This is a genomic window from Methylocystis echinoides (assembly GCF_040687965.1).
In the GTDB taxonomy this organism is placed as follows: Bacteria; Pseudomonadota; Alphaproteobacteria; order Rhizobiales; family Beijerinckiaceae; genus Methylocystis; species Methylocystis echinoides_A.
Window position 1 is genome coordinate 605,953 of the sequence record NZ_CP156084.1, and the last position, 17,016, is coordinate 622,968.

Genomic DNA, 17,016 nt, shown 5'->3' on the forward strand with positions numbered 1-17,016 from the left:
GCCTCGCCTATTTTGCGTCCGCGGCGACGGACGTGAATTCCGAGGCCACGTAATCACGCAGGCGCTCGCCCCAGATCCGGTTGAGAAGTCCCGTGGGATGGCCGTCGCCGGGGATGATGAGCTGCTGACCAGGATAGGCGGTCACATCAATCATCAAATCCACCACCTTCACGCCCCGTTGGCGCAGCCGCTCCATGAGCACGGCGTTGGTGATCGACGGCCCCAAATGGTAGCGCGGATTGGAAAGATCGTCCGGCAGGTAGAGAACGATCGTCGGCACGCCGTATTTCTGCTTGGCGATGTCGGCCGCCCTGGCGATGATGTCGATGTAGAGCTCCATGTCCTGAGGCTCGACCGGCTTTTCGCGCTGACCAATGAAATGGTCATAGGCCTCCGTCCAACGCAGCAGAGTCGTCATCGCCCGTCTGAAGGTCGACTGCCTCGAGGCGCAGGAGCCGCGATAGACCGGTTCGCCATTCTCCAGTTCGTAGCTCGGTCCGAACCAGGCGTTGTCCGCCTTGCAAGAGGTGCGGAAGGCGTGCCAGGGCGCCGTTTGGATGACGAACAGACGCGGGTTCTCCTTGAGGACCGGATAGAGGTCCGTCTCCAGCGCGCGCAGCGTCTGCTGCGGCCCATATCCGGAAACCCCGAAATTGACGACGTGATAGGCGCCCTTGGTCAGATCGGCGAAAATCTGCGGCAGCGTGTCGCCGTCGTTCACGCCCGCGCCATAGGTAAAAGAATCGCCGAAGAAGGCCACGAGCGGCCCCTGCGCCGAATCGACCTTGCGCGTCAAATCGTCCTTGATCGTATAGGAGACGTCGAAGATCACGTCCCCATTGGCGGCGATTTTCTTCTCATGAATGACGCCGGGTCGGATCGGACTCAAGCCAAGTTCGCCCTTTATCCCCCAACTGCCTTTCTCGCGAAAGGTGGTGGGCGAATTGTTCATCCGCCACAAAACGACTTCGATGGCCACGATCCCGAAGGCGAGCGAGGCGCATATCAAGGCGACGTCGCGCCAGCCGCCGCGGAGAACAACAACGAAGTAAGCAAACAGAAGGAATACGAGAAACACCTCGTAAAGGACAAGATGGCGGTTCGCTTCGATAAATGCATAGCCAGCCCACGCAAGAACAGCCGCAACGAGAATTGCGCTTAATACTTTGAGAGGACTTCTTAAATCAGGCATGGAGCATAGGACCCCGGATCGCGGCCTGTCGGGATCAGAACGGCCGCCGTCTAAAAGCTGGCGGGACAGCTAATTCATAGCCAGAAAAATTGCAATTCGAGCGCTTTCCAGGTGCGGGCGTCGAGCGCTTTCCAGGTGCGCGCGGGAGCGCTTTCCAGCTGCGCGCGGGAGCGCTTGGGCGTGCATTGACGCCTGCCGGTTTTGTGCGCGACCATTGCTCCGGCGACCGGAGGCGCGCCGTTATGAGCGATCCGCCAGCGATCCCCTCCCCGCCCGCCCCGAGCAAGCGCTGGGAGCATTTCCCGCATGACGCCGACCTCGGGATCCGGGGTTTCGGCGCGACGCCGGCGCAGGCTTTCGAGCAGGGAGCGCTGGCGCTCGTCGCCGCGATCACCGACCCCGCTCTGGTGCGCGGCGCCGAGACGGTCGAGATCGAACGGGAGGCGCCGAGCCTCGATCTGCTGTTCCTCGACTGGCTCAACGCCCTGATCTTCGAAATGGCGGAGCGGCGGATGATTTTCGGGACCTTCGACATAAAAATCGGCAAGGGCCGTCTGACGGCGCGCGCTCATGGCGAAGCCGTCTCGAGAGATCGCCATGCGCCGGCTGTCGAGCCCAAAGGCGCAACTTTCACCGAATTGGCCGTGGCGGAGGACTCGCCGGGCCAGTGGCGCGCACAATGTGTGGTCGACGTCTAGGCGGAAGAGAGCGCGAGAGGGGCAGAAATGGATATTTCCCGACTCGAGAAACTGTCCGAATCCGCCTGGCGGCTTTCGCCGCGTGACGGGATGCGGGCGCCGGCGATCATCTACGCAGCCGAGACGCTGGTTTCCGAAATGGACGACAAGGTCTTGGAGCAGATCGCCAATGTCGCCAAACTTCCCGGCGTGGCGCGCGCCGCCTACGCCATGCCCGACGCGCATTGGGGCTACGGCTTTCCGATCGGCGGCGTCGCCGCTTTCGACGCGGACGAGGGCGGCGTGGTCTCGGCGGGGGGCGTGGGCTTCGACGTGTCCTGCGGCGTGCGCACCCATCTCACGGGGCTCACGCCGGATCAGATCCACGCTGTCCAGGATGATCTCGCGGCGGCGCTCTATGAACATATCCCGGTCGGTCTTGGCGCCGAGGGCGAGCTTCGCCTGGACGATCAGGAAATGACGGCGATGCTCTCGGGAGGCGCCAGATGGGCCGTCGAGCGGGGGTTCGGACGGGAAGAGGATCTTCTACGCATCGAGGAGCGGGGGCGGGCCGTTGACGCCGATCCGGCCGAAGTCTCCGAATTTGCGCGCAAGCGTCAGCGCCGTGAAATGGGCACGCTCGGCTCCGGCAACCATTATCTCGAGGTTCAGGAAGTCGTCGACATTTTCGATCCCGTCGTCGCCGAGGGCTATGGATTGAAACGCGGCGAATGCGTCGTCACCATCCATTGCGGCTCGCGCGGGCTCGGCCACCAGATCGGCACGGAATTCTTGCGCGAGATGGCGGTTTCGGCGCCGGCGCTCGGGATTGCGCTTCCCGACCGGGAGCTCGCCTGCGCGCCGATCAAGTCTGACCTCGGGCGCCGCTATCTCGGCGCGATGCGCTCGGCCATCAACTGCGCCCTCGCCAATCGCGAGATCATCGGCCATCTCACGCGGCAGGTCTTCGCCCGCTTTTTCCAGCACGGGGAACTGCCGCTGATGTTCGACGTCTCGCACAACACCTGCAAGGTCGAGCGGCACGCGGTCGACGGCGGGACGCGCGATCTTTATGTCCATCGCAAGGGCGCGACGCGCGCCTTCGGTCCCGGCGACGAGCGGCTGCCCGAGTCGCTGCGGGCCTTCGGCCAACCGGTTCTCATCGGCGGCAGCATGGGGACGGGCTCTTTTGTCCTCGCGGGCGTGACGACGAGCGAAGAGCGCGCCTTTTCCTCCGCCTGCCACGGCGCAGGACGGCGCATGAGCCGCCACGCCGCGACGCGGATGTGGGGCGGCCGGCAGGTCGTCGACGACCTTCGCGCGCAGGGGATCATCGTCAAGAGCCCCTCGATGCGCGGCGTCGCCGAGGAAGCGCCCGGCGCCTATAAGGATGTCGGGGCCGTCGTCGACTCGGCGGAAGCGTCGGGCCTCGCCAAGAAAGTCGCCTTTCTCAGGCCCATGATCTGCGTGAAAGGATAGGCCTCAAAGACGCGCGAACGCGTCGACATGGACGCAGGCGACACGACAGGCGGCGAGGCTTTCGCGCGCAAGGGCGAGCGACCCGTCGCTGTCGATGGCGCGGGTGGCGTCTTCGACGATCACGGCCTCGAAGCCGAGACGCGTCGCGTCTTCGGCTGAAAAGCGCACGCAAAAGTCGAAGGCCAGCCCCGCGATGAACACGCGCGTGAGGCCGCGCTCGCGCAAATAGCCAGCAAGGCCCGTCGGCGTCCTGGCGTCATTTTCAAAAAAAACCGAATAGGAATCGATGTCGCGGTGAAATCCCTTGCGCATGATCAGTTCGGCATGGGGGATTGCGAGCGTGGGATGAAAGGCCGCGCCGAACGTTCCCTGCACGCAGTGATCCGGCCAAAGCTCTTGTTCGCCGTAGGACAGGTCGATGATTTCGAACGGCTTCCGGCCGGGATGTGCAGAAGCAAACGAGACATGCCCGGGCGGATGCCAATCCTGCGTCAGAACGACATGGGGAAAGGCGTGGGCAAGCCTGTTGATGCGCGGGATGATTTCGTCGGCATTCGAAATCGCCAGCGCGCCGCCGGGGCAGAAATCATTTTGCACGTCGACGACGAGGAGCGCGTCGTTCTCGCCGACCTTGTGAGTCATGAAGGCGCCCCTCCCTCCGTGCGGCGATCGACTTCGGAGACCAACGCCCGCAACGCCGCGCCAATGTCGACGCAGTAGGTGGCGGCGGCGTCGAGCCGCTGCAAGGCGACAGGGAGCTTTGAGAGATTTTCCTTCGCGCGCGCGCGGCTTTCGGCGAGCGACGGCGTAGGCGCAAGCCGACGGCCCTGCCGCATCACGGAACGCAGCAGAGGCTCGCCTTCGTGCGTGTCGTCTTCCAGCGAAATCACGTCGCCGCACATTCCGCCGTCCGGTCCGAAACGCCGCCACACCTGTTTGCGTCCGGGATAGGTCTCCTTGCCCCTGGAGCGCTTGCGCCGCGCCACGCCCGCATATTCTTCGAGCTTATACGCGCAGTCGAGCGCGGGCGCATCGGAAGAGGTCGTGAGGCTCGTGCCGATCCCGAACCCGTCGACGGGCGCGCCCGCCTCGATGATGGCGCGAATGTCCGCGTCATCGAGTCCCCCGCTGACGAGAATGCGGACGTCTTTCAATCCCCCTGCGTCCAGGATCGCGCGCACGCTTTTCGACAAAGCCACGAGATCGCCGCTATCCAGACGAACCGCCTTGACGCTTACGCCGCGCGCGCCCAAGCCCGGCGCCAGCGCAACGAGCTTCCGCGCCGCGGCTTCCGTGTCGTAAGTGTCGAGCAGCAACACGAGATCATCGGGATGACTCTCCGCAAAAGCTTCGAAAGCCTTCCTCTCGTCGTCGAAAGCCTGGATGAAGGAGTGGGCCATCGTGCCAAAGAGCGGCACGCCGAAACATTTGCCGGCGAGCACTGTGGCCGTGCCGTCATAGCCGGCGAGATAGCTCGCGCGCGCCGCCATCAACCCGGCTTCGGCGCCGTGGGCGCGGCGCAAGCCGAAATCGACGAGCTGCCGGCCTTGCGCCAGCAGCACATGGCGCGCCGCCTTCGAGGCGATCAGCGACTGAAGATGCAGGATGTTGATGAGCCGCGTCTCGACGAGCTGCGCCTGCGGCAGAGGCGCCGTGACGCGCAGAATGGGTTCGTTGGGGAAGAAGACCGTACCTTCGGGCATGGCGTGCACGTCGCCGGTGAAGCGGAACGCCGCAAGCTGCTCGAGAAAGGCTGCGCCGAACATCCCGGTGCTGGCGAGCCAGTCGATATCCTCTTTGGAAAAACTGAGAGTTTCGAGAAAGGCGAGCGCCTGCTCGAGCCCCGCCGCCACCAGAAAGCCCCGGCTCGGCGGAAGCCGGCGGACGAAAAATTCGAAAACGGCGGTCTCGACGACGTCTTGCGTCAGATAGGCCTCGGCCATCTTCAGCTGATAAAGATCGGTCAGCAGCGAACTCCCGGCGCAGTCCATCCTCTCTCCCTCATCGTCTCGAAGAGGTAACGCGCCGGACGGCGTCATCGAGCGGAAAGTCCTAGCCTTGGAGCGCCGCCGCAGCTTCCTGAACGCTCGGATGCGAACCGAGAATAACGTCGAAGCCGCTTACCGCCATCACCTCTTTGACATTGCCGCGCAGACCGCAAAGCGTCAGCGCGCCGCCCAGCGACTTTGCTTTCTTCGCCGCAATGAGGAGCGCTCTCAACCCCGCGGAGCTGACGTATTCCACTTGCGAAAAATCGACCACGACCTTGTGGGGGCCGTCGTCGAGCAAGGCCGCACATTGCTCCTCGAAAGCCGCGGCCGTGCCGCTGTCGATACGGCTCATCGGCCTGACCACGCGCAAGCCGTTCGAAAGCTCATGGGTCAAATCCATTTTTACATTTCCCCGGTGACGGTTATGCAACCGGCACTTATTATCGGACGCCGCCGTAGCTTTAGACCCTCTCCCCGCCGGTCGTCCAGCGGGGGACGTTCTTTTCAAGGAGCAGACATGAGCATAGCCGTAGATCGCGCCGGGAGCCCGGTCTCCGTGTCGCAGATCAGCCTGATCGAGGAATTTCTGCTTCTCACCTTAGAGGACAGCGGCGGCGAATTCGACAGCGTGCCGGAAATCTATCTCAATTGTGGAATCGCCGGCGCGGCCTTGATGGATCTTGCGCTACGCGGGCGTATCGATTCGGATCTCGACGGCGTCTACGCCGTGGACGCCGCGTCCACCGGCGACGCGGCGCTCGATACGGCGCTCGCCGAGATCGCCGCCGAGCCGCAGCGTCTCAGCGCGCAGGGCTGGATCACGCGCCTGTCCCGCCACGCGCCGGCGATGCGCCGGGCGGCGCTCTCCAACCTCTGCGCGCGCGGCGTCTTGCGCCAGAGCGATCACGCCTTTCTCTGGGTGCTCAAGGGGCGGCGGTATCCTGTGGTCGAGGGGCAGGAAAGGCCGGAGGCGAAGAAGCGCATCCTCGCTTTGCTCTATAATGACGATATCCCGTCGCCGACCGACGTCGCGCTCACGTCGCTCGCCGACGCATGTTTCGTCTTCGAGCGCATTCTGACGCCAAAGGAGTTACAAAGGGTCAAGCCGCGCATCCGCCAGATCGCGCGCATGGATTTGATCGGGGGCGAGATCGCGCGCACCGCGCATGAGGTCAATCTCGAGACGCGCGCCGCCGAGCGCCGGACCGTGATCGCCGGCCTCGCCGGCAATGTGATGGAATGGTACGATTTCGGCGTCTATGGCTTCTTCGCCGCCGCGATCGGCTCACAGTTCTTCCCCTCCGACGATCCGTCCGTTTCGCTCATCGCCTCTTTCGGCGTATTCGCCGTCGGCTTTATCGCCCGGCCGCTCGGAGGGCTGCTCTTCGGCCATGTCGGCGACCGCCTCGGCCGTCGCGCCGCCGTCGTCGGCTCGGTCATATTGATGATCATCCCGACGCTGCTGATGTCGCTCCTGCCGACCTATGCGCAGATCGGCCTCGCGGCCCCTGCCCTGTTGATCCTGTTGCGTCTGGCGCAGGGTCTCGCCGTCGGCGGCGAATATACGACGTCCATGGTGCTGCTGGTCGAGGAAGCGCAGGCGAGCCGGCGCGGCTTTGTCGGCAGCTTCGCGCCCTTCGGCGCGCTCGGCGGTCTGCTGCTCGGCTCCGCGGTCGGCGCGGCGCTCATGGCGTTCCTGCCGGAGAAGGCGGCCGCTTCATGGGGCTGGCGCCTCGCCTTTTTTACGGGGCTGCTCATCGGCCTCGTCGTCTTCGTCATTCGCCGCCGCCTGCCGCCCGATCAAGCGATCGTGCAGACCGAAGAAGCGCGCAAATCGCCGGTTTTCGAGGCCTTCCGCACGCAATGGCGCACCATCCTCAAGGTCGTGGGCTTCACGCTCGGCAACGGCGTCGGTTTCTATCTCTGCTTCGTCTATGTCTCGACCTGGCTCAAGGAACAGCAGCATCTTTCCGCCTCCACGGCGCTGACGCTCAACAGCATCGCGATCTTCTTCATGCTGATCTTCACGCCGCTCGCCGGCGCGCTCTCCGATAAAATCGGCCGCAAGCCCGTGCTGATGGCCGGCGCCCTCGGGCTCGCGCTCTTCGCCTGGCCGCTCTTCCGGCTGATGAGCGTCCCGCATCTCGGCGCCATCCTGCTTGGACAATGCGCCTTCGCGCTGTTCATGTCGGGCTATGGCGCGAGCCCCGCGTTTCTCGTCGAGGCCTTCCCCAAGCATGTAAGATGTTCCGGCCTCTCGATCGGCTATAATCTCTCGCTCTCGGTCTTTGGCGGAACGGTGCCCATGGTCGCAGTCTTCCTTACCAAGATCACCGGCAATCCGCTCGCGCCCGCCTTCTACCTGTCGCTCGCCGCGCTCATTTCGCTCGCCATGGCGACCCTGATCGGCGGCGACGCCGAAACGCAGGAGGCGTCTTGACGGACGCTCCTCAAACGCGGCGCGCCGGCTTCAGCCTCGCGGCCGGAGACATTCAGACGGCGGTCGCCTGGATCGCCTCTGAAGCGCGCGCGCTCGGCGCGACGGAGCGGCAGTCCTTCGGCGCGCAGCTTTGCGCCGAAGAGCTTCTCGTCAACGCCATGAACCACGGCGGGCGAGAGCGGTTGGCGGTGGCTATCGCTCTGGATCGCCTCCCCGACAGGCTTCGTCTGCGCCTCGAGGACGATGGCGCAGCCTTCGATCTTCTCGACGCGCCGGAGAGGAGGAGCGATCCGTCCCTAAGCCAATCGCGGCCAGGCGGTTGGGGCGTCTCGCTTGTCCGGCGCTTCGCCGATCGCATCGAGTGCAACCGGTTTGAAGGCGCAAACGTCGTTGTCCTCGAATTTATCGAAGGCGGCGAGCCATGACGCAGCCGGGCGCGAATCCCTTCGAACTCTTGGACGGCGCGACGCGCGACGCGATCCGGAGCCTCGTCGCGAGCGCACGGAAGCTCGACCTGCAGCCCGGCGAGACGCTGGTGCGACAAGGCGATCAGAGCGACTCCGCCTTCTTTCTCGATGAGGGCGCCGTGCAAGTTTTTGCGGAGACGGCCTATGGCGCCGCGCCGCTCGCCATCCTGGAGGCGCCACGGCTCATCGGCGAAATCGGCGCCCTCGCCGGCTTGCCGCGCACGGCGAGCATGACGGCGGCGACGCCCGTGCGCCTCTATGAGATCGGACGCGTCGAGCTTCTCGAACTCGGGCGCCAGTCGCCCGAGCTTCTGCTGAAGGCGCTGGAGCAGCTCGGCCGTCAGCTCGGCGCCGTCAACGAAGCGCTCGGGCTTTATTCCAACGCGCTCGCCGCGCTCGAGCAACGCAAATTCGACAGCCGCATTCTCGAGGATCTCGGCAATCCGCCGCCCGCCCTCGCGACTTTCGCCGCGGCCTTCCGCCGCTTCGCCACCGAGATCGTCCGCAAGAGGCGCCGCGAGGATGAAATGGCGAGCGCCGCGCTCATTCAGCAGTCGCTTCTTCCCAAGGACGCGGCGATCAATCGCCGCCGCTCCGATGTGGAAATCGCGGCGCGCATGCGGCCCGCGCGCGAGGTCGGCGGCGACTTCTACGATTTTTTCATGCTGGACGACGACCGGCTCGCCTTCGCGATCGGCGACGTCTGTGGAAAAGGCACGCCAGCGAGTCTTTTCGCCTCGATTGTCGTCACGCTTCTGAGAACGCTCGGCCGCGACCGGCAGGATGTCGGCGAGATCGTCAATCGCGCGAATGCCCTGCTCTGCGAAGAGAACGACGCCGCCATGTTCGCGACCGTTTTTTTCGGCGTCCTCGACTTGCGCACCGGCGCGTTGCGCTACGCCAATTGCGGACATGTGCCGCCGGCGCATGTCTCGTCAGCTGGCGCTCTCACGCGCCTCTTGTCGACTGGCGCGGCGCTCGGGATCGACGCAAGCTGCGTCGCGCGTATGGCCGAGGCGCAGCTCGAACCGGGCGATCGACTGATCCTCGTCACGGACGGCGTCACCGAAGCGATGAATGCGGCGAAGGAGGAGTTCGGCGAGAGCGGCTTCGTGCAGACGGTTCAAGCTGAGCCGGCGTTGGCGCCCGCCGCGTTGATGTCCCGGGTCTTTACAGCGGTCGACGATTTCGCGCAGGGCGAAGAACAGGCCGACGACATCGGCTGTCTTGTGATTGAGCGAAAATAAGCGACGCGCCTCGCGCCCGCTCGCCTCATTGGCCGCCGAGCACCCCCAGCTCTTTCACCGACTCGGCCAGAATGCGCCCCATCTCCTCATTGCCCCGGTCCGACAGATGCGCCCCATCGGCGCCGAAGAGATCCGCTTCGCCGCGCGTCCTGGCGTCGACGAGACGATCGGACGGCGCGGTAATCGGAACAAAGCCGGCTGCCTTTGCGACGTCGACCCAGATACGGTTGAAAGTCGAATCCTCGATGGGGCAATCGACGAGCAGCGCCGGCGCCGACTCGAAGTTTTTGCGTATTTTTGCAAGCAGAAAACGGGTCAGATCGATCGCCTCGGGATCATAGGTCGTGGCCCGCAGTTCTTTCAAATAGGCGTCCTTGTCTTTCTGGGAAATCATCAGATAGCCGCCGTAATGATTTGACAGAGACACCTGCAGCGCCCTGTCGAAAAGTCCGAAGAGCGACGAACGAAACAGCATCGAGCGATAGAGCCGCGCCAGCGTCTCCTCGTGGAAAACGATCGTTTGCCGATCCTTGGCGAGATAGGGCCTGAGCATCCACTGATTGAGAACGATGGACTTCCGTTCGAGTTCGAAACTGTTGTTGGCGAAATCATTGTCGCAAAACTGGTGAACCAGCAGCGTCGGCGTGTAGAAACTCTTGACCTCGTCGGAAAGCAACAGGCTTTGCAACGTGCCATAGCCCCCCGACGCCGCCGCGACGACATAGAAATCGTCGAGCGGCCGGTTGGTCAGGCGCGCAAGATGGCGCACGAAGGCCGCGTACCACATCTGATCGTCGGAGGCGTAGGGCTCGCCTGTGTAGGAATCGCCGAGCACGAGAATTTTCACCGGGGCGTCGCGATTGGCGCCGTAGGTTCGCGTCCCGAAGGGGTCAGTTGTCAGAGTCACGTCGAACTTGCGGCCGCTCAGCGCAGTTTTTTCGCGCTTGTAGATCAAGTTCTTTTTGAGCCGCCAGCCCAATTGCGCATCCAGCTCATTGACGCCGGTCGGCGAAAGGCGGGAGATGAGGAGATCGACTCCAACGAGCGCTGCGCAAAAAATCGCCACGCTGAAAACAAGGGCGGCGATTTTCACGCGCGGCGATGTGCTCGTCTTCTGCATATCGTGTGTTTCTTCCGGAGGGGCCGAGGGGCTTTGGACGGACGGGGAAACTGCCCCAATTCGCTCGCGTGGACAAGTCCAAGCCCTGAAGCGGGCGAATGATCCTGCCGCAGTCGGCGCTATTTATTTGGTTCAAACAGACCGATCTCGAGCCGGAAAGGACCAGACATGGCCACTCCGCGTTATCACAAGTCCAAGATTGGCGAGCATGAGCTGCAGGCCGAAACGTTGATGCTCAGCTATGGCTACGACCCGAGCCTCTCCGAGGGGTCGGTCAAGCCGCCGGTGTTTCTCACCTCGACGTTCGTCTTCGAGACGGCCGAGCAGGGTCGCGACTTTTTCGATTATATGGCCGGGCGGCAGCCGCTTCCCGCCGACGCGCCGCCTGGACTCGTCTATTCGCGCTTCAATCATCCCAATCTCGAAATCGTCGAGGATCGCCTCGCCATCCACGAGAAGGCCGAGGCGGGGCTTGTCTTCGCCTCCGGCATGGCGGCGATCGCCACGCTGATGTTCGCCTATGTGCGGCCGGGCGAGTTTGTCCTGCACAGCCGGCCGCTTTATGGCGGCACGGAAGTTCTTATCGCCAGAACGCTCGCGCCTCTGGGCGTCAAGGGCGTGGGTTTCACCGACGGGCTCGACGCGGAAAATATCCGCGCCGCGGCGAAACGCGCCAGCGCCGAAGGCCGCATCGCCATCATTTTCATCGAGACGCCCTCAAACCCGATGAACAGTCTGGTCGACATCGCGCTCGTGCGTCAGATCGCCGAGGAGATCGGACATCGTCAGGGCGTGCGGCCGATCGTCTGCTGCGACAATACGCTTCTCGGGCCCGTGTTCCAGTCGCCGCTGGCGCATGGCGCCGATCTGTCGCTCTATTCCCTCACCAAATATGTCGGGGGTCACAGTGATCTCATTGGCGGCGCAATCATCGGTTCGGCCGCCAATCTCAAGCCCGTGCGCACCATGCGCAGCGCCATCGGCACGCAGCTCGATCCGCACTCCTGCTGGATGCTGACGCGCTCCCTCGAGACGCTATCGCTGCGCATGGAGCGTGCGGCGACCAACGCCGCAATCGTGGCGCGTTTCTTGTCGGAACATCCTAAAGTCGCCCGCGTGCATTACCCGCCTCTCCTGGCAAACGACCACCCGGCCCGTCAGCTGATGGCGCGCCAATCCAAGTCGGCGGGATCGACTTTCTCGTTCGACGTCGCCGGCGGCCAGGCGGAAGCTTTCGCCTTTCTCAACCGTCTGCAAATCTTCAAGCTCGCCGTCAGCCTCGGCGGCACGGAGTCGCTCATCTGCCATCCCGCGACAACCGTCCATTCCGGCTTGAGCGAGGAGGCGCGGCGCGAGATCGGGATTACGCCGTCGCTCATACGCATGTCGATCGGCATAGAGCACGCCAATGATCTCCTTGCAGATATCACGCAGGCGTTCGGATAGTCTGCGCAAGGTGGTTGTTTCGAGGCGTCCGCCTAAATGAACGCTTGCGCGTTTTCTTCAAGGAGACGTCGATGGCCGCCTTGAACCGTGAAAGCATCCGCTCGGCCGTGACGCATGCCCTCATCGGCGAGAGCGAGTCTCTCCCACCCCCGGAGCGCGCCGACGCCTTCGGACGATTCTTCGCAAAATTCGGCGACGCCCGCGTCGTGCTGCTCGGCGAGGCGACGCATGGCACTTCGGAGTTCTACCGGGCGCGCGCGGCCATTACGCGTGAACTGGTTGCGCACCACGGCTTCGCCATCGTCGCCGTCGAAGCCGACTGGCCAGACGCGGCGAGGATCGACCGCTATGTGCGCCATCATGCGCCGAAAGACGATTCCGCCGAGGCCTTCGCCCGCTTCCCGACCTGGATGTGGCGCAATGTCGAAGTCATGGACTTTCTCAACTGGCTGCGCGACCACAATGCGCGACGCCCGGCCGAAAGCCGCGTCTCTTTCCACGGTCTCGACGTTTACAGCCTCGGCGCCTCGATCGGCGCCGTCGTCGACTATCTCGATCAGGTCGATCCCGAGGCGGCGAAGGCCGCCCGACGACGCTACGCCTGCCTCACGCCATGGCAGGACGCGCCCGCCATTTACGGGCGCGCCGTCCTGCGGGGTCAGCAAAAGCCCTGCGAGGACGAAGCGACCGAGCAGCTTATCGACCTGCTCTCCAGGCGGCTCGATTACATGCGAAGCGACGGCGAAGCGTTTTTCGACGCCGCGCAGAACGCAAGAGTCGTGCGCGCCGCGGAAGAATATTATCGGCTCATGTATCGCGGATCGCGTGAATCCTGGAACTTGCGCGACAGGCACATGTTCAACACGCTCCAGGCGCTGCTGAAGCATCGCGGACCCGGCGCGAAAGCCGTCGTCTGGGCGCATAATTCCCATATTGGCAATGCAGCGGCGACCGCGATGGGCTGGGCGGGGGAATTCAACATTGGCGAACTCTGCCGCACGGCGTTCGGCGACGACGCCGCGCTCATCGGCTTCGGCACGGATCGCGGCTCGGTCGCCGCGGCGTCGGACTGGGACCATCCGATGGAAATCAAGACCGTGCTGCCGGCGCGCGAAGATAGTTACGAATACGCGTTTCGCAGGAGCGGACTCCAACGATCGCTCACCAATTGGCGCGAGCCGCGCAAACGCTCTCTCGCGGAGGTCTTGAGCGAACCTATGCTAGAGCGCGCGATCGGCGTCGTCTACCGTCCGGATACGGAGTTCCTCAGCCATTACTTCGAGGCTGTTCTGGCAGAACAGTTCGACGCCTATGTCTGGTTCGAAGAGACGCAGGCCGTGACGCCGCTGCCGGGCGGTCGACCCCATGAAGCGCCCGATACTTATCCTTTTGGCCTATGACCTACTGGAAAGGGACGGAGCGGGCGGCGCTCTCAGCCATGGTTGGAAGTCTAGAAGATAGAATGCGCTCGCGCGGCGAAGAGCACCCAGAGCAAGATGAAAAGCGCGAGCAGCATGAAGGCGATTTCGGTGACGCGCAGCGACAGCAGATATTTGTCGCGGCGCTCGGAAATCTCCGTCAGCATCGCGTTCTCGAATTCTTCGGCCGATTGCATATAGATGAGCCGCGCCGGGCCGATGGACTTGAGGCAACGCAAATCGGCCCATGCGGCGAAGCCGAACACGCCCATAAAGGCAAAAACGCCCGCGCGAATGACATGCGCGTAAGGTGCGCCGCCGTCGACGAGCCCCAGCGAAAAGGTGAGCGCGGCAAGCACGACGGAGATGAATTGCAGGAGAGCGGCGCTTTTCGAGTCGAGCGTCGCCATGTCGTGCAAGACGCTGTCGCTGATCGTCTGAGCACTGCCGCTCGACGCAATCCGGATCTTGTGAAAGGCGCGCTCGTCGTCGCGACTGTCACGATAGGGCCGGGGAATATTCATGCTTTCATGCTGCAGACTGGCGCGCGCGATCGAGGCGTCGTCGCGCGCCAGGCGGCGGCTCAGTCAGCGCCCTGGCCGTCGCCGAGGCTGGCGGCGACGGGAAGCTGCGTGCGGATCGCGGTGACGATGCGCTGAATGGAGGCGTTGGCCTCATCGGCGCGCTTTTCTGCGGACGCCGCGCGCTGCTCCATCGCCGCAAGATCGGCTTCCCTGGACGCCAGCAGCGATTGCAGCATCTCGAGATCCTTGTGCGCCTGCATGGCGCTCGCGGTAAGTTCGTTGATCTCCGCCTCGGCCTGGCGCAACCCCGCCTCGGCGCGCTCGGCGCGCGCGACCGTGCGCTCCAATTTCTCCATCACCGTATTGGCGGCGTTATGCGCGCGCGCGACCGCCTGAGCGGATTGCTCCTCGAGCTTGCGGATCGCCTCGGCCGCTTCGGAAACGAGCGCAAGCGCCGCGTCGGCCTCGTCGCCGCCGTGCAATGACTGGCGGAGAGCCAAATCGACCGGACGCAGGTTTTTCGAGTTTTGATCGCCTCTCGGAATGATTTCGTCGACGACCTGATCGAGATCCAGCGAGTCCATTTATGCCTCCGCGATACGCTAACGGATGGGTGTAGCGCTCCTCGACGCCTTATTGAAGAAGATTGCGGCAAAATCTCAACATGTAAATAAGCTCAGCTCAAGTCAAAAATGCTGAAGACGGCGCTTGTTAGCTCCTTCTTTCAGAAGGTTGCGCGCAATTTCGACCCGTCACAGGGGCGCCGGATATCGCTCCTTATTGTGACGCAAATAACATAAGCTTCACAGTAAAATCTTATTAACGCCTCGAATCGTAGCGGCAAATGATCGCGACGCGGCTGGCGGCGCGGCGGTTATGCGGTCTTGAGCTTGGCTTTTAAGGCGACGCGTCAGGCGCCGCCCACCACGCGGGCGACGATCTTCGCCGTGTAATCCACCATCGGCACGATGCGCGCATAATTGAGTCGCGTCGGCCCGATCACGCCGAGGGCGCCGATGATGCGACGCTCGCTGTCGCGAAGCGGCGCCGCCACCAGAGAAGAGCCCGACAAGGAGAAGAGTTTGTTCTCGGAGCCGATGAAGATGCGAACGCCTTCGCCCTGTTCGGCGCGCTCCAGAAGGTCGATCACGCCCGTCTTGGTTTCGAGATCGGCGAAGAGGAGGCGCACGCGTTCGAGATCGGCGGCGGCGGTGAGATCCTCGAGGAGATGCGCCTGTCCGCGCACAATCAACTGGCGGCTTTCGCCGGATGCGCCGGCCCAGCTCGCAAGCCCCGCCTCGACGAGCCGGGCCGTCAATTCGTCGAGCTCAGTCTGTGCGGCGCGGCGCGACGCCTCTATGCCTTCGCGCGCCTCGGCCAGCGTGCGCCCGGTGATGCGGGCGTTGAGATAATTGGCGGCCTCCACGAGAGCCGACGCCGGAAGGTCCCGCGACACCGGAATGACGCGGTTTTCCACCGTGCCGTCGTCGGCCACGAGAATTGCGAGCGCCCGCTCCGGCTCGAGCCTGACGAAATCGATCTGCTTGAGGCGCACATTCTCCTTGGTGGCGGCGACGACGCCGGCGACCCGGGTAAGGCCCGAAAGCAGGCTCGTCGCCTCCGCCAGCACGCCCTCGAAATCACGATCCTTGGAGGCGGCCTCGACACCGGCCTGGATGCGGACCCGCTCGGCGTCGGCGAGGTCGCCGATCTGGAGCATGGAATCGACGAAAAAGCGAAGCCCGAGCTCGGTTGGAAGACGGCCGGCGCTGGTGTGCGGCGCATAGATCAGGCCCAGCTCCTCGAGGTCCTGCATGACGTTGCGGACAGAGGCGGGCGAGAGGGTCATCGGCAGCAGACGCGACAATTGCCGGGAGCCGACGGGCTCGCCGGTCGCGAGATAGCTGTCGACGAGCTGTCTGAAAATCTCGCGCGAGCGCTCGGTGAGCAACGCCAGATTGGCCGCGGGCGGGATGATCGGCGACTGTCGGATCATGAGCAGAAGAATAACGCATCGGCGCGCGGCGTCGAGACCGGGAAAAGCGCAATAAAAAAGCCCGGCGGCGAGCCGGGCTTTCGATTTTCTGCGGCGATCTGAGCCTTACAGCCCCAGGTTGGGCATGCCGATCAGAGCGCCGAAGTTCTTGATGTTGTAATTGATGCCGATGCGGGCGATATGCGTGTCGAAGCCCGAGCCGACGAAGGTGCGATAGGCCTGCGGGCCGAAGCTCGAGCCGAAGTTGCCCTGGAGGCTCGTATAGAGATATTCGGCCTTCACGCTGATATTGTTGAGAACGGCGTATTCGAGACCCGCGCCCACCGTCCAGCCGGCCTGCCAATGGCTGACCGAGGTCGGGAAGGGAATGCCCGCGAAGCTGTAAACGCCAGTGGTGTGCAACTGGCCATAGGCGAGGCCGCCCGTGATATAGGGCAGCAGACGGCCGAAGGCGTAGCCGAAACGCAGGCGCTCGGCGCCGAACCAGCGCAGATTGCTGCGCAGCGTGTCGCCCCATACGCCGCCGTTATTGGAGTTCACGTCCGCGTAGTTGAACTCCGACTCGTAGCCCACAACCACATTGTTGGGGAGCTGCCAGGTCGAACCGCTCTGGAAGCCGACGAGATAGCCGCTCGTGTCATAGGACGACTGAACGTTCGTCCATCCGGCGATGCCGCCGAAGCCAAGCGCGGAGATATTGGAATTGTAGCCGGCGGAGCCGCCGCCCCAGGCGCCGCTCACGCCGAAGTGGTAGCCCGTCCAATCGAACACCGCCGGCGGCGGGGGCGGCGGGGGAGCCTTGTAGCTGGGCAGATCCGCGGCGACAGCGGCGCCGACGGCGACAAGCGACGCGATCGCGCCAAAAACCGTAGCCTTGAAAGTCATTTGATCATCTCTCCAACAGCAAGGCCGCCCGGTCCCCGGCGCAGCATCGAAAAAACTCAGTCGTCAAATTAACACTCGACCTTTCAAGGCGAAATCTGCGGCGCCACCCATTTGGCCAATTTTGCGGCGGCGTT

18 protein-coding genes are annotated in these 17,016 nt (G+C 63.8%); 8 read left to right on the plus strand and 10 right to left on the minus strand.

Translation table 11 applies throughout. The annotated features are described in order from the left end of the window. Window positions 1-7 precede the first annotated feature (7 nt). Window positions 8-889, minus strand: a complete 882-nt coding sequence (locus tag RVU70_RS02880) for an SGNH/GDSL hydrolase family protein (protein WP_363349583.1) — start codon at window positions 887-889, stop codon at window positions 8-10. Between RVU70_RS02880 and RVU70_RS02885 the strand changes: the two genes are divergently transcribed. Next, window positions 860-1,162: a hypothetical protein gene (locus RVU70_RS02885; protein WP_363349584.1), complete on the plus strand. Its 303-nt coding sequence runs from the start codon at window positions 860-862 to the stop codon at window positions 1,160-1,162. The genes RVU70_RS02880 and RVU70_RS02885 overlap by 30 nt on opposite strands. A gap of 104 nt (window positions 1,163-1,266) precedes the next feature. Here the strand turns inward: RVU70_RS02885 and RVU70_RS02890 are convergent, their stop codons facing one another. Continuing rightward, on the minus strand, window positions 1,267-1,407 hold the full coding sequence (locus tag RVU70_RS02890; RefSeq protein WP_363349585.1) for a hypothetical protein: 141 nt from the start codon (window positions 1,405-1,407) through the stop codon (window positions 1,267-1,269). A 27-nt stretch (window positions 1,408-1,434) separates the two neighbouring features. On the opposite strand from RVU70_RS02890, the gene RVU70_RS02895 reads away from it, so the two are divergent. Then, entirely contained in the window at window positions 1,435-1,890 is a 456-nt protein-coding gene (locus RVU70_RS02895) for an archease (protein ID WP_363349586.1), read from the plus strand. A gap of 27 nt (window positions 1,891-1,917) precedes the next feature. Then, the gene (locus RVU70_RS02900; protein WP_363349587.1) at window positions 1,918-3,348 is read left to right on the plus strand and encodes an RtcB family protein; all 1,431 of its coding nucleotides are present in this window, start codon (window positions 1,918-1,920) and stop codon (window positions 3,346-3,348) included. Between the two features lie 3 nt (window positions 3,349-3,351). Here the strand turns inward: RVU70_RS02900 and pncA are convergent, their stop codons facing one another. The 3 genes from pncA to RVU70_RS02915 form a co-directional block, all read right to left on the minus strand. Further along, a complete protein-coding gene (gene pncA / locus RVU70_RS02905; RefSeq protein ID WP_363349588.1) occupies window positions 3,352-3,990 on the minus strand; it encodes a bifunctional nicotinamidase/pyrazinamidase in 639 nt (212 codons plus the stop codon). Then, window positions 3,987-5,339 (minus strand): nicotinate phosphoribosyltransferase, encoded by a 1,353-nt coding sequence (locus tag RVU70_RS02910; protein ID WP_363349589.1) that lies wholly within the window; start codon window positions 5,337-5,339, stop codon window positions 3,987-3,989. Before RVU70_RS02910 ends, pncA begins: the two co-directional genes overlap by 4 nt. A 61-nt stretch (window positions 5,340-5,400) precedes the next feature. Further along, window positions 5,401-5,739 carry an STAS domain-containing protein gene (locus RVU70_RS02915; RefSeq protein WP_363349590.1) on the minus strand — a complete coding sequence of 113 codons (339 nt, stop codon included), beginning with the start codon at window positions 5,737-5,739 and terminating at the stop codon, window positions 5,401-5,403. Between the two features lie 117 nt (window positions 5,740-5,856). Here RVU70_RS02915 and RVU70_RS02920 point away from each other — a divergent pair, with 117 nt between their 5' ends. Genes RVU70_RS02920 through RVU70_RS02930 form a run of 3 tightly spaced genes read left to right on the plus strand, consistent with a single transcriptional unit; the run spans window position 5,857 to window position 9,493 of the window. Further along, window positions 5,857-7,779: an MFS transporter gene (locus RVU70_RS02920; RefSeq protein ID WP_363349591.1), complete on the plus strand. Its 1,923-nt coding sequence runs from the start codon at window positions 5,857-5,859 to the stop codon at window positions 7,777-7,779. Then, window positions 7,776-8,204, plus strand: a complete 429-nt coding sequence (locus RVU70_RS02925; RefSeq protein ID WP_363349592.1) for an ATP-binding protein — start codon at window positions 7,776-7,778, stop codon at window positions 8,202-8,204. The genes RVU70_RS02920 and RVU70_RS02925 overlap by 4 nt, the downstream gene beginning before the upstream one ends. Beyond that, entirely contained in the window at window positions 8,201-9,493 is a 1,293-nt protein-coding gene (locus tag RVU70_RS02930; protein WP_363349593.1) for a SpoIIE family protein phosphatase, read from the plus strand. Before RVU70_RS02925 ends, RVU70_RS02930 begins: the two co-directional genes overlap by 4 nt. 25 nt (window positions 9,494-9,518) lie before the next feature. On the opposite strand, the gene RVU70_RS02935 is transcribed toward RVU70_RS02930, so the two are convergent. Next, window positions 9,519-10,613 carry an SGNH/GDSL hydrolase family protein gene (locus RVU70_RS02935; protein WP_363349594.1) on the minus strand — a complete coding sequence of 365 codons (1,095 nt, stop codon included), beginning with the start codon at window positions 10,611-10,613 and terminating at the stop codon, window positions 9,519-9,521. A 168-nt stretch (window positions 10,614-10,781) separates the two neighbouring features. Here RVU70_RS02935 and RVU70_RS02940 point away from each other — a divergent pair, with 168 nt between their 5' ends. After that, complete coding sequence (locus tag RVU70_RS02940; RefSeq protein WP_363349595.1) at window positions 10,782-12,059, plus strand: cystathionine gamma-synthase family protein; 1,278 nt, start codon at window positions 10,782-10,784, stop codon at window positions 12,057-12,059. 71 nt (window positions 12,060-12,130) lie between these two features. Further along, window positions 12,131-13,459, plus strand: coding sequence for an erythromycin esterase family protein (locus tag RVU70_RS02945; protein ID WP_363349596.1), 1,329 nt, complete (start codon window positions 12,131-12,133; stop codon window positions 13,457-13,459). Window positions 13,460-13,509: 50 nt separating this feature from the next. On the opposite strand, the gene RVU70_RS02950 is transcribed toward RVU70_RS02945, so the two are convergent. The 4 genes from RVU70_RS02950 to RVU70_RS02965 all read right to left on the minus strand — a co-directional run bounded on the left by RVU70_RS02950 (window position 13,510) and on the right by RVU70_RS02965 (window position 16,882). Beyond that, window positions 13,510-14,001: a hypothetical protein gene (locus RVU70_RS02950; RefSeq protein ID WP_363349597.1), complete on the minus strand. Its 492-nt coding sequence runs from the start codon at window positions 13,999-14,001 to the stop codon at window positions 13,510-13,512. A gap of 59 nt (window positions 14,002-14,060) precedes the next feature. Beyond that, on the minus strand, window positions 14,061-14,585 hold the full coding sequence (locus RVU70_RS02955) for an ABC transporter permease (protein ID WP_363349598.1): 525 nt from the start codon (window positions 14,583-14,585) through the stop codon (window positions 14,061-14,063). A 326-nt stretch (window positions 14,586-14,911) separates the two neighbouring features. After that, complete coding sequence (gene hrcA / locus RVU70_RS02960; RefSeq protein ID WP_363349599.1) at window positions 14,912-15,997, minus strand: heat-inducible transcriptional repressor HrcA; 1,086 nt, start codon at window positions 15,995-15,997, stop codon at window positions 14,912-14,914. A gap of 105 nt (window positions 15,998-16,102) precedes the next feature. Then, entirely contained in the window at window positions 16,103-16,882 is a 780-nt protein-coding gene (locus tag RVU70_RS02965) for an outer membrane beta-barrel protein (protein ID WP_363349600.1), read from the minus strand. Window positions 16,883-17,016: the final 134 nt, after the last annotated feature.

What these genes read in the sequence shown, in the direction of transcription:
- RVU70_RS02885 (WP_363349584.1), top strand. Translation starts at nt 860, where the DNA reads ATGAATGACGCCGGGTCGGATCGGACTCAAGCCAAGTTCGCCCTTTAT.
- RVU70_RS02890 (WP_363349585.1), bottom strand. Translation starts at nt 1,407, where the DNA reads ATGGTCGCGCACAAAACCGGCAGGCGTCAATGCACGCCCAAGCGCTCC.
- RVU70_RS02895 (WP_363349586.1), top strand. Translation starts at nt 1,435, where the DNA reads ATGAGCGATCCGCCAGCGATCCCCTCCCCGCCCGCCCCGAGCAAGCGC.
- RVU70_RS02900 (WP_363349587.1), top strand. Translation starts at nt 1,918, where the DNA reads ATGGATATTTCCCGACTCGAGAAACTGTCCGAATCCGCCTGGCGGCTT.
- pncA (WP_363349588.1), bottom strand. Translation starts at nt 3,990, where the DNA reads ATGACTCACAAGGTCGGCGAGAACGACGCGCTCCTCGTCGTCGACGTG.
- RVU70_RS02910 (WP_363349589.1), bottom strand. Translation starts at nt 5,339, where the DNA reads ATGGACTGCGCCGGGAGTTCGCTGCTGACCGATCTTTATCAGCTGAAG.
- RVU70_RS02915 (WP_363349590.1), bottom strand. Translation starts at nt 5,739, where the DNA reads ATGGATTTGACCCATGAGCTTTCGAACGGCTTGCGCGTGGTCAGGCCG.
- RVU70_RS02920 (WP_363349591.1), top strand. Translation starts at nt 5,857, where the DNA reads ATGAGCATAGCCGTAGATCGCGCCGGGAGCCCGGTCTCCGTGTCGCAG.
- RVU70_RS02930 (WP_363349593.1), top strand. Translation starts at nt 8,201, where the DNA reads ATGACGCAGCCGGGCGCGAATCCCTTCGAACTCTTGGACGGCGCGACG.
- RVU70_RS02935 (WP_363349594.1), bottom strand. Translation starts at nt 10,613, where the DNA reads ATGCAGAAGACGAGCACATCGCCGCGCGTGAAAATCGCCGCCCTTGTT.
- RVU70_RS02940 (WP_363349595.1), top strand. Translation starts at nt 10,782, where the DNA reads ATGGCCACTCCGCGTTATCACAAGTCCAAGATTGGCGAGCATGAGCTG.
- RVU70_RS02945 (WP_363349596.1), top strand. Translation starts at nt 12,131, where the DNA reads ATGGCCGCCTTGAACCGTGAAAGCATCCGCTCGGCCGTGACGCATGCC.
- RVU70_RS02950 (WP_363349597.1), bottom strand. Translation starts at nt 14,001, where the DNA reads ATGAATATTCCCCGGCCCTATCGTGACAGTCGCGACGACGAGCGCGCC.
- RVU70_RS02955 (WP_363349598.1), bottom strand. Translation starts at nt 14,585, where the DNA reads ATGGACTCGCTGGATCTCGATCAGGTCGTCGACGAAATCATTCCGAGA.
- hrcA (WP_363349599.1), bottom strand. Translation starts at nt 15,997, where the DNA reads ATGATCCGACAGTCGCCGATCATCCCGCCCGCGGCCAATCTGGCGTTG.
- RVU70_RS02965 (WP_363349600.1), bottom strand. Translation starts at nt 16,882, where the DNA reads ATGACTTTCAAGGCTACGGTTTTTGGCGCGATCGCGTCGCTTGTCGCC.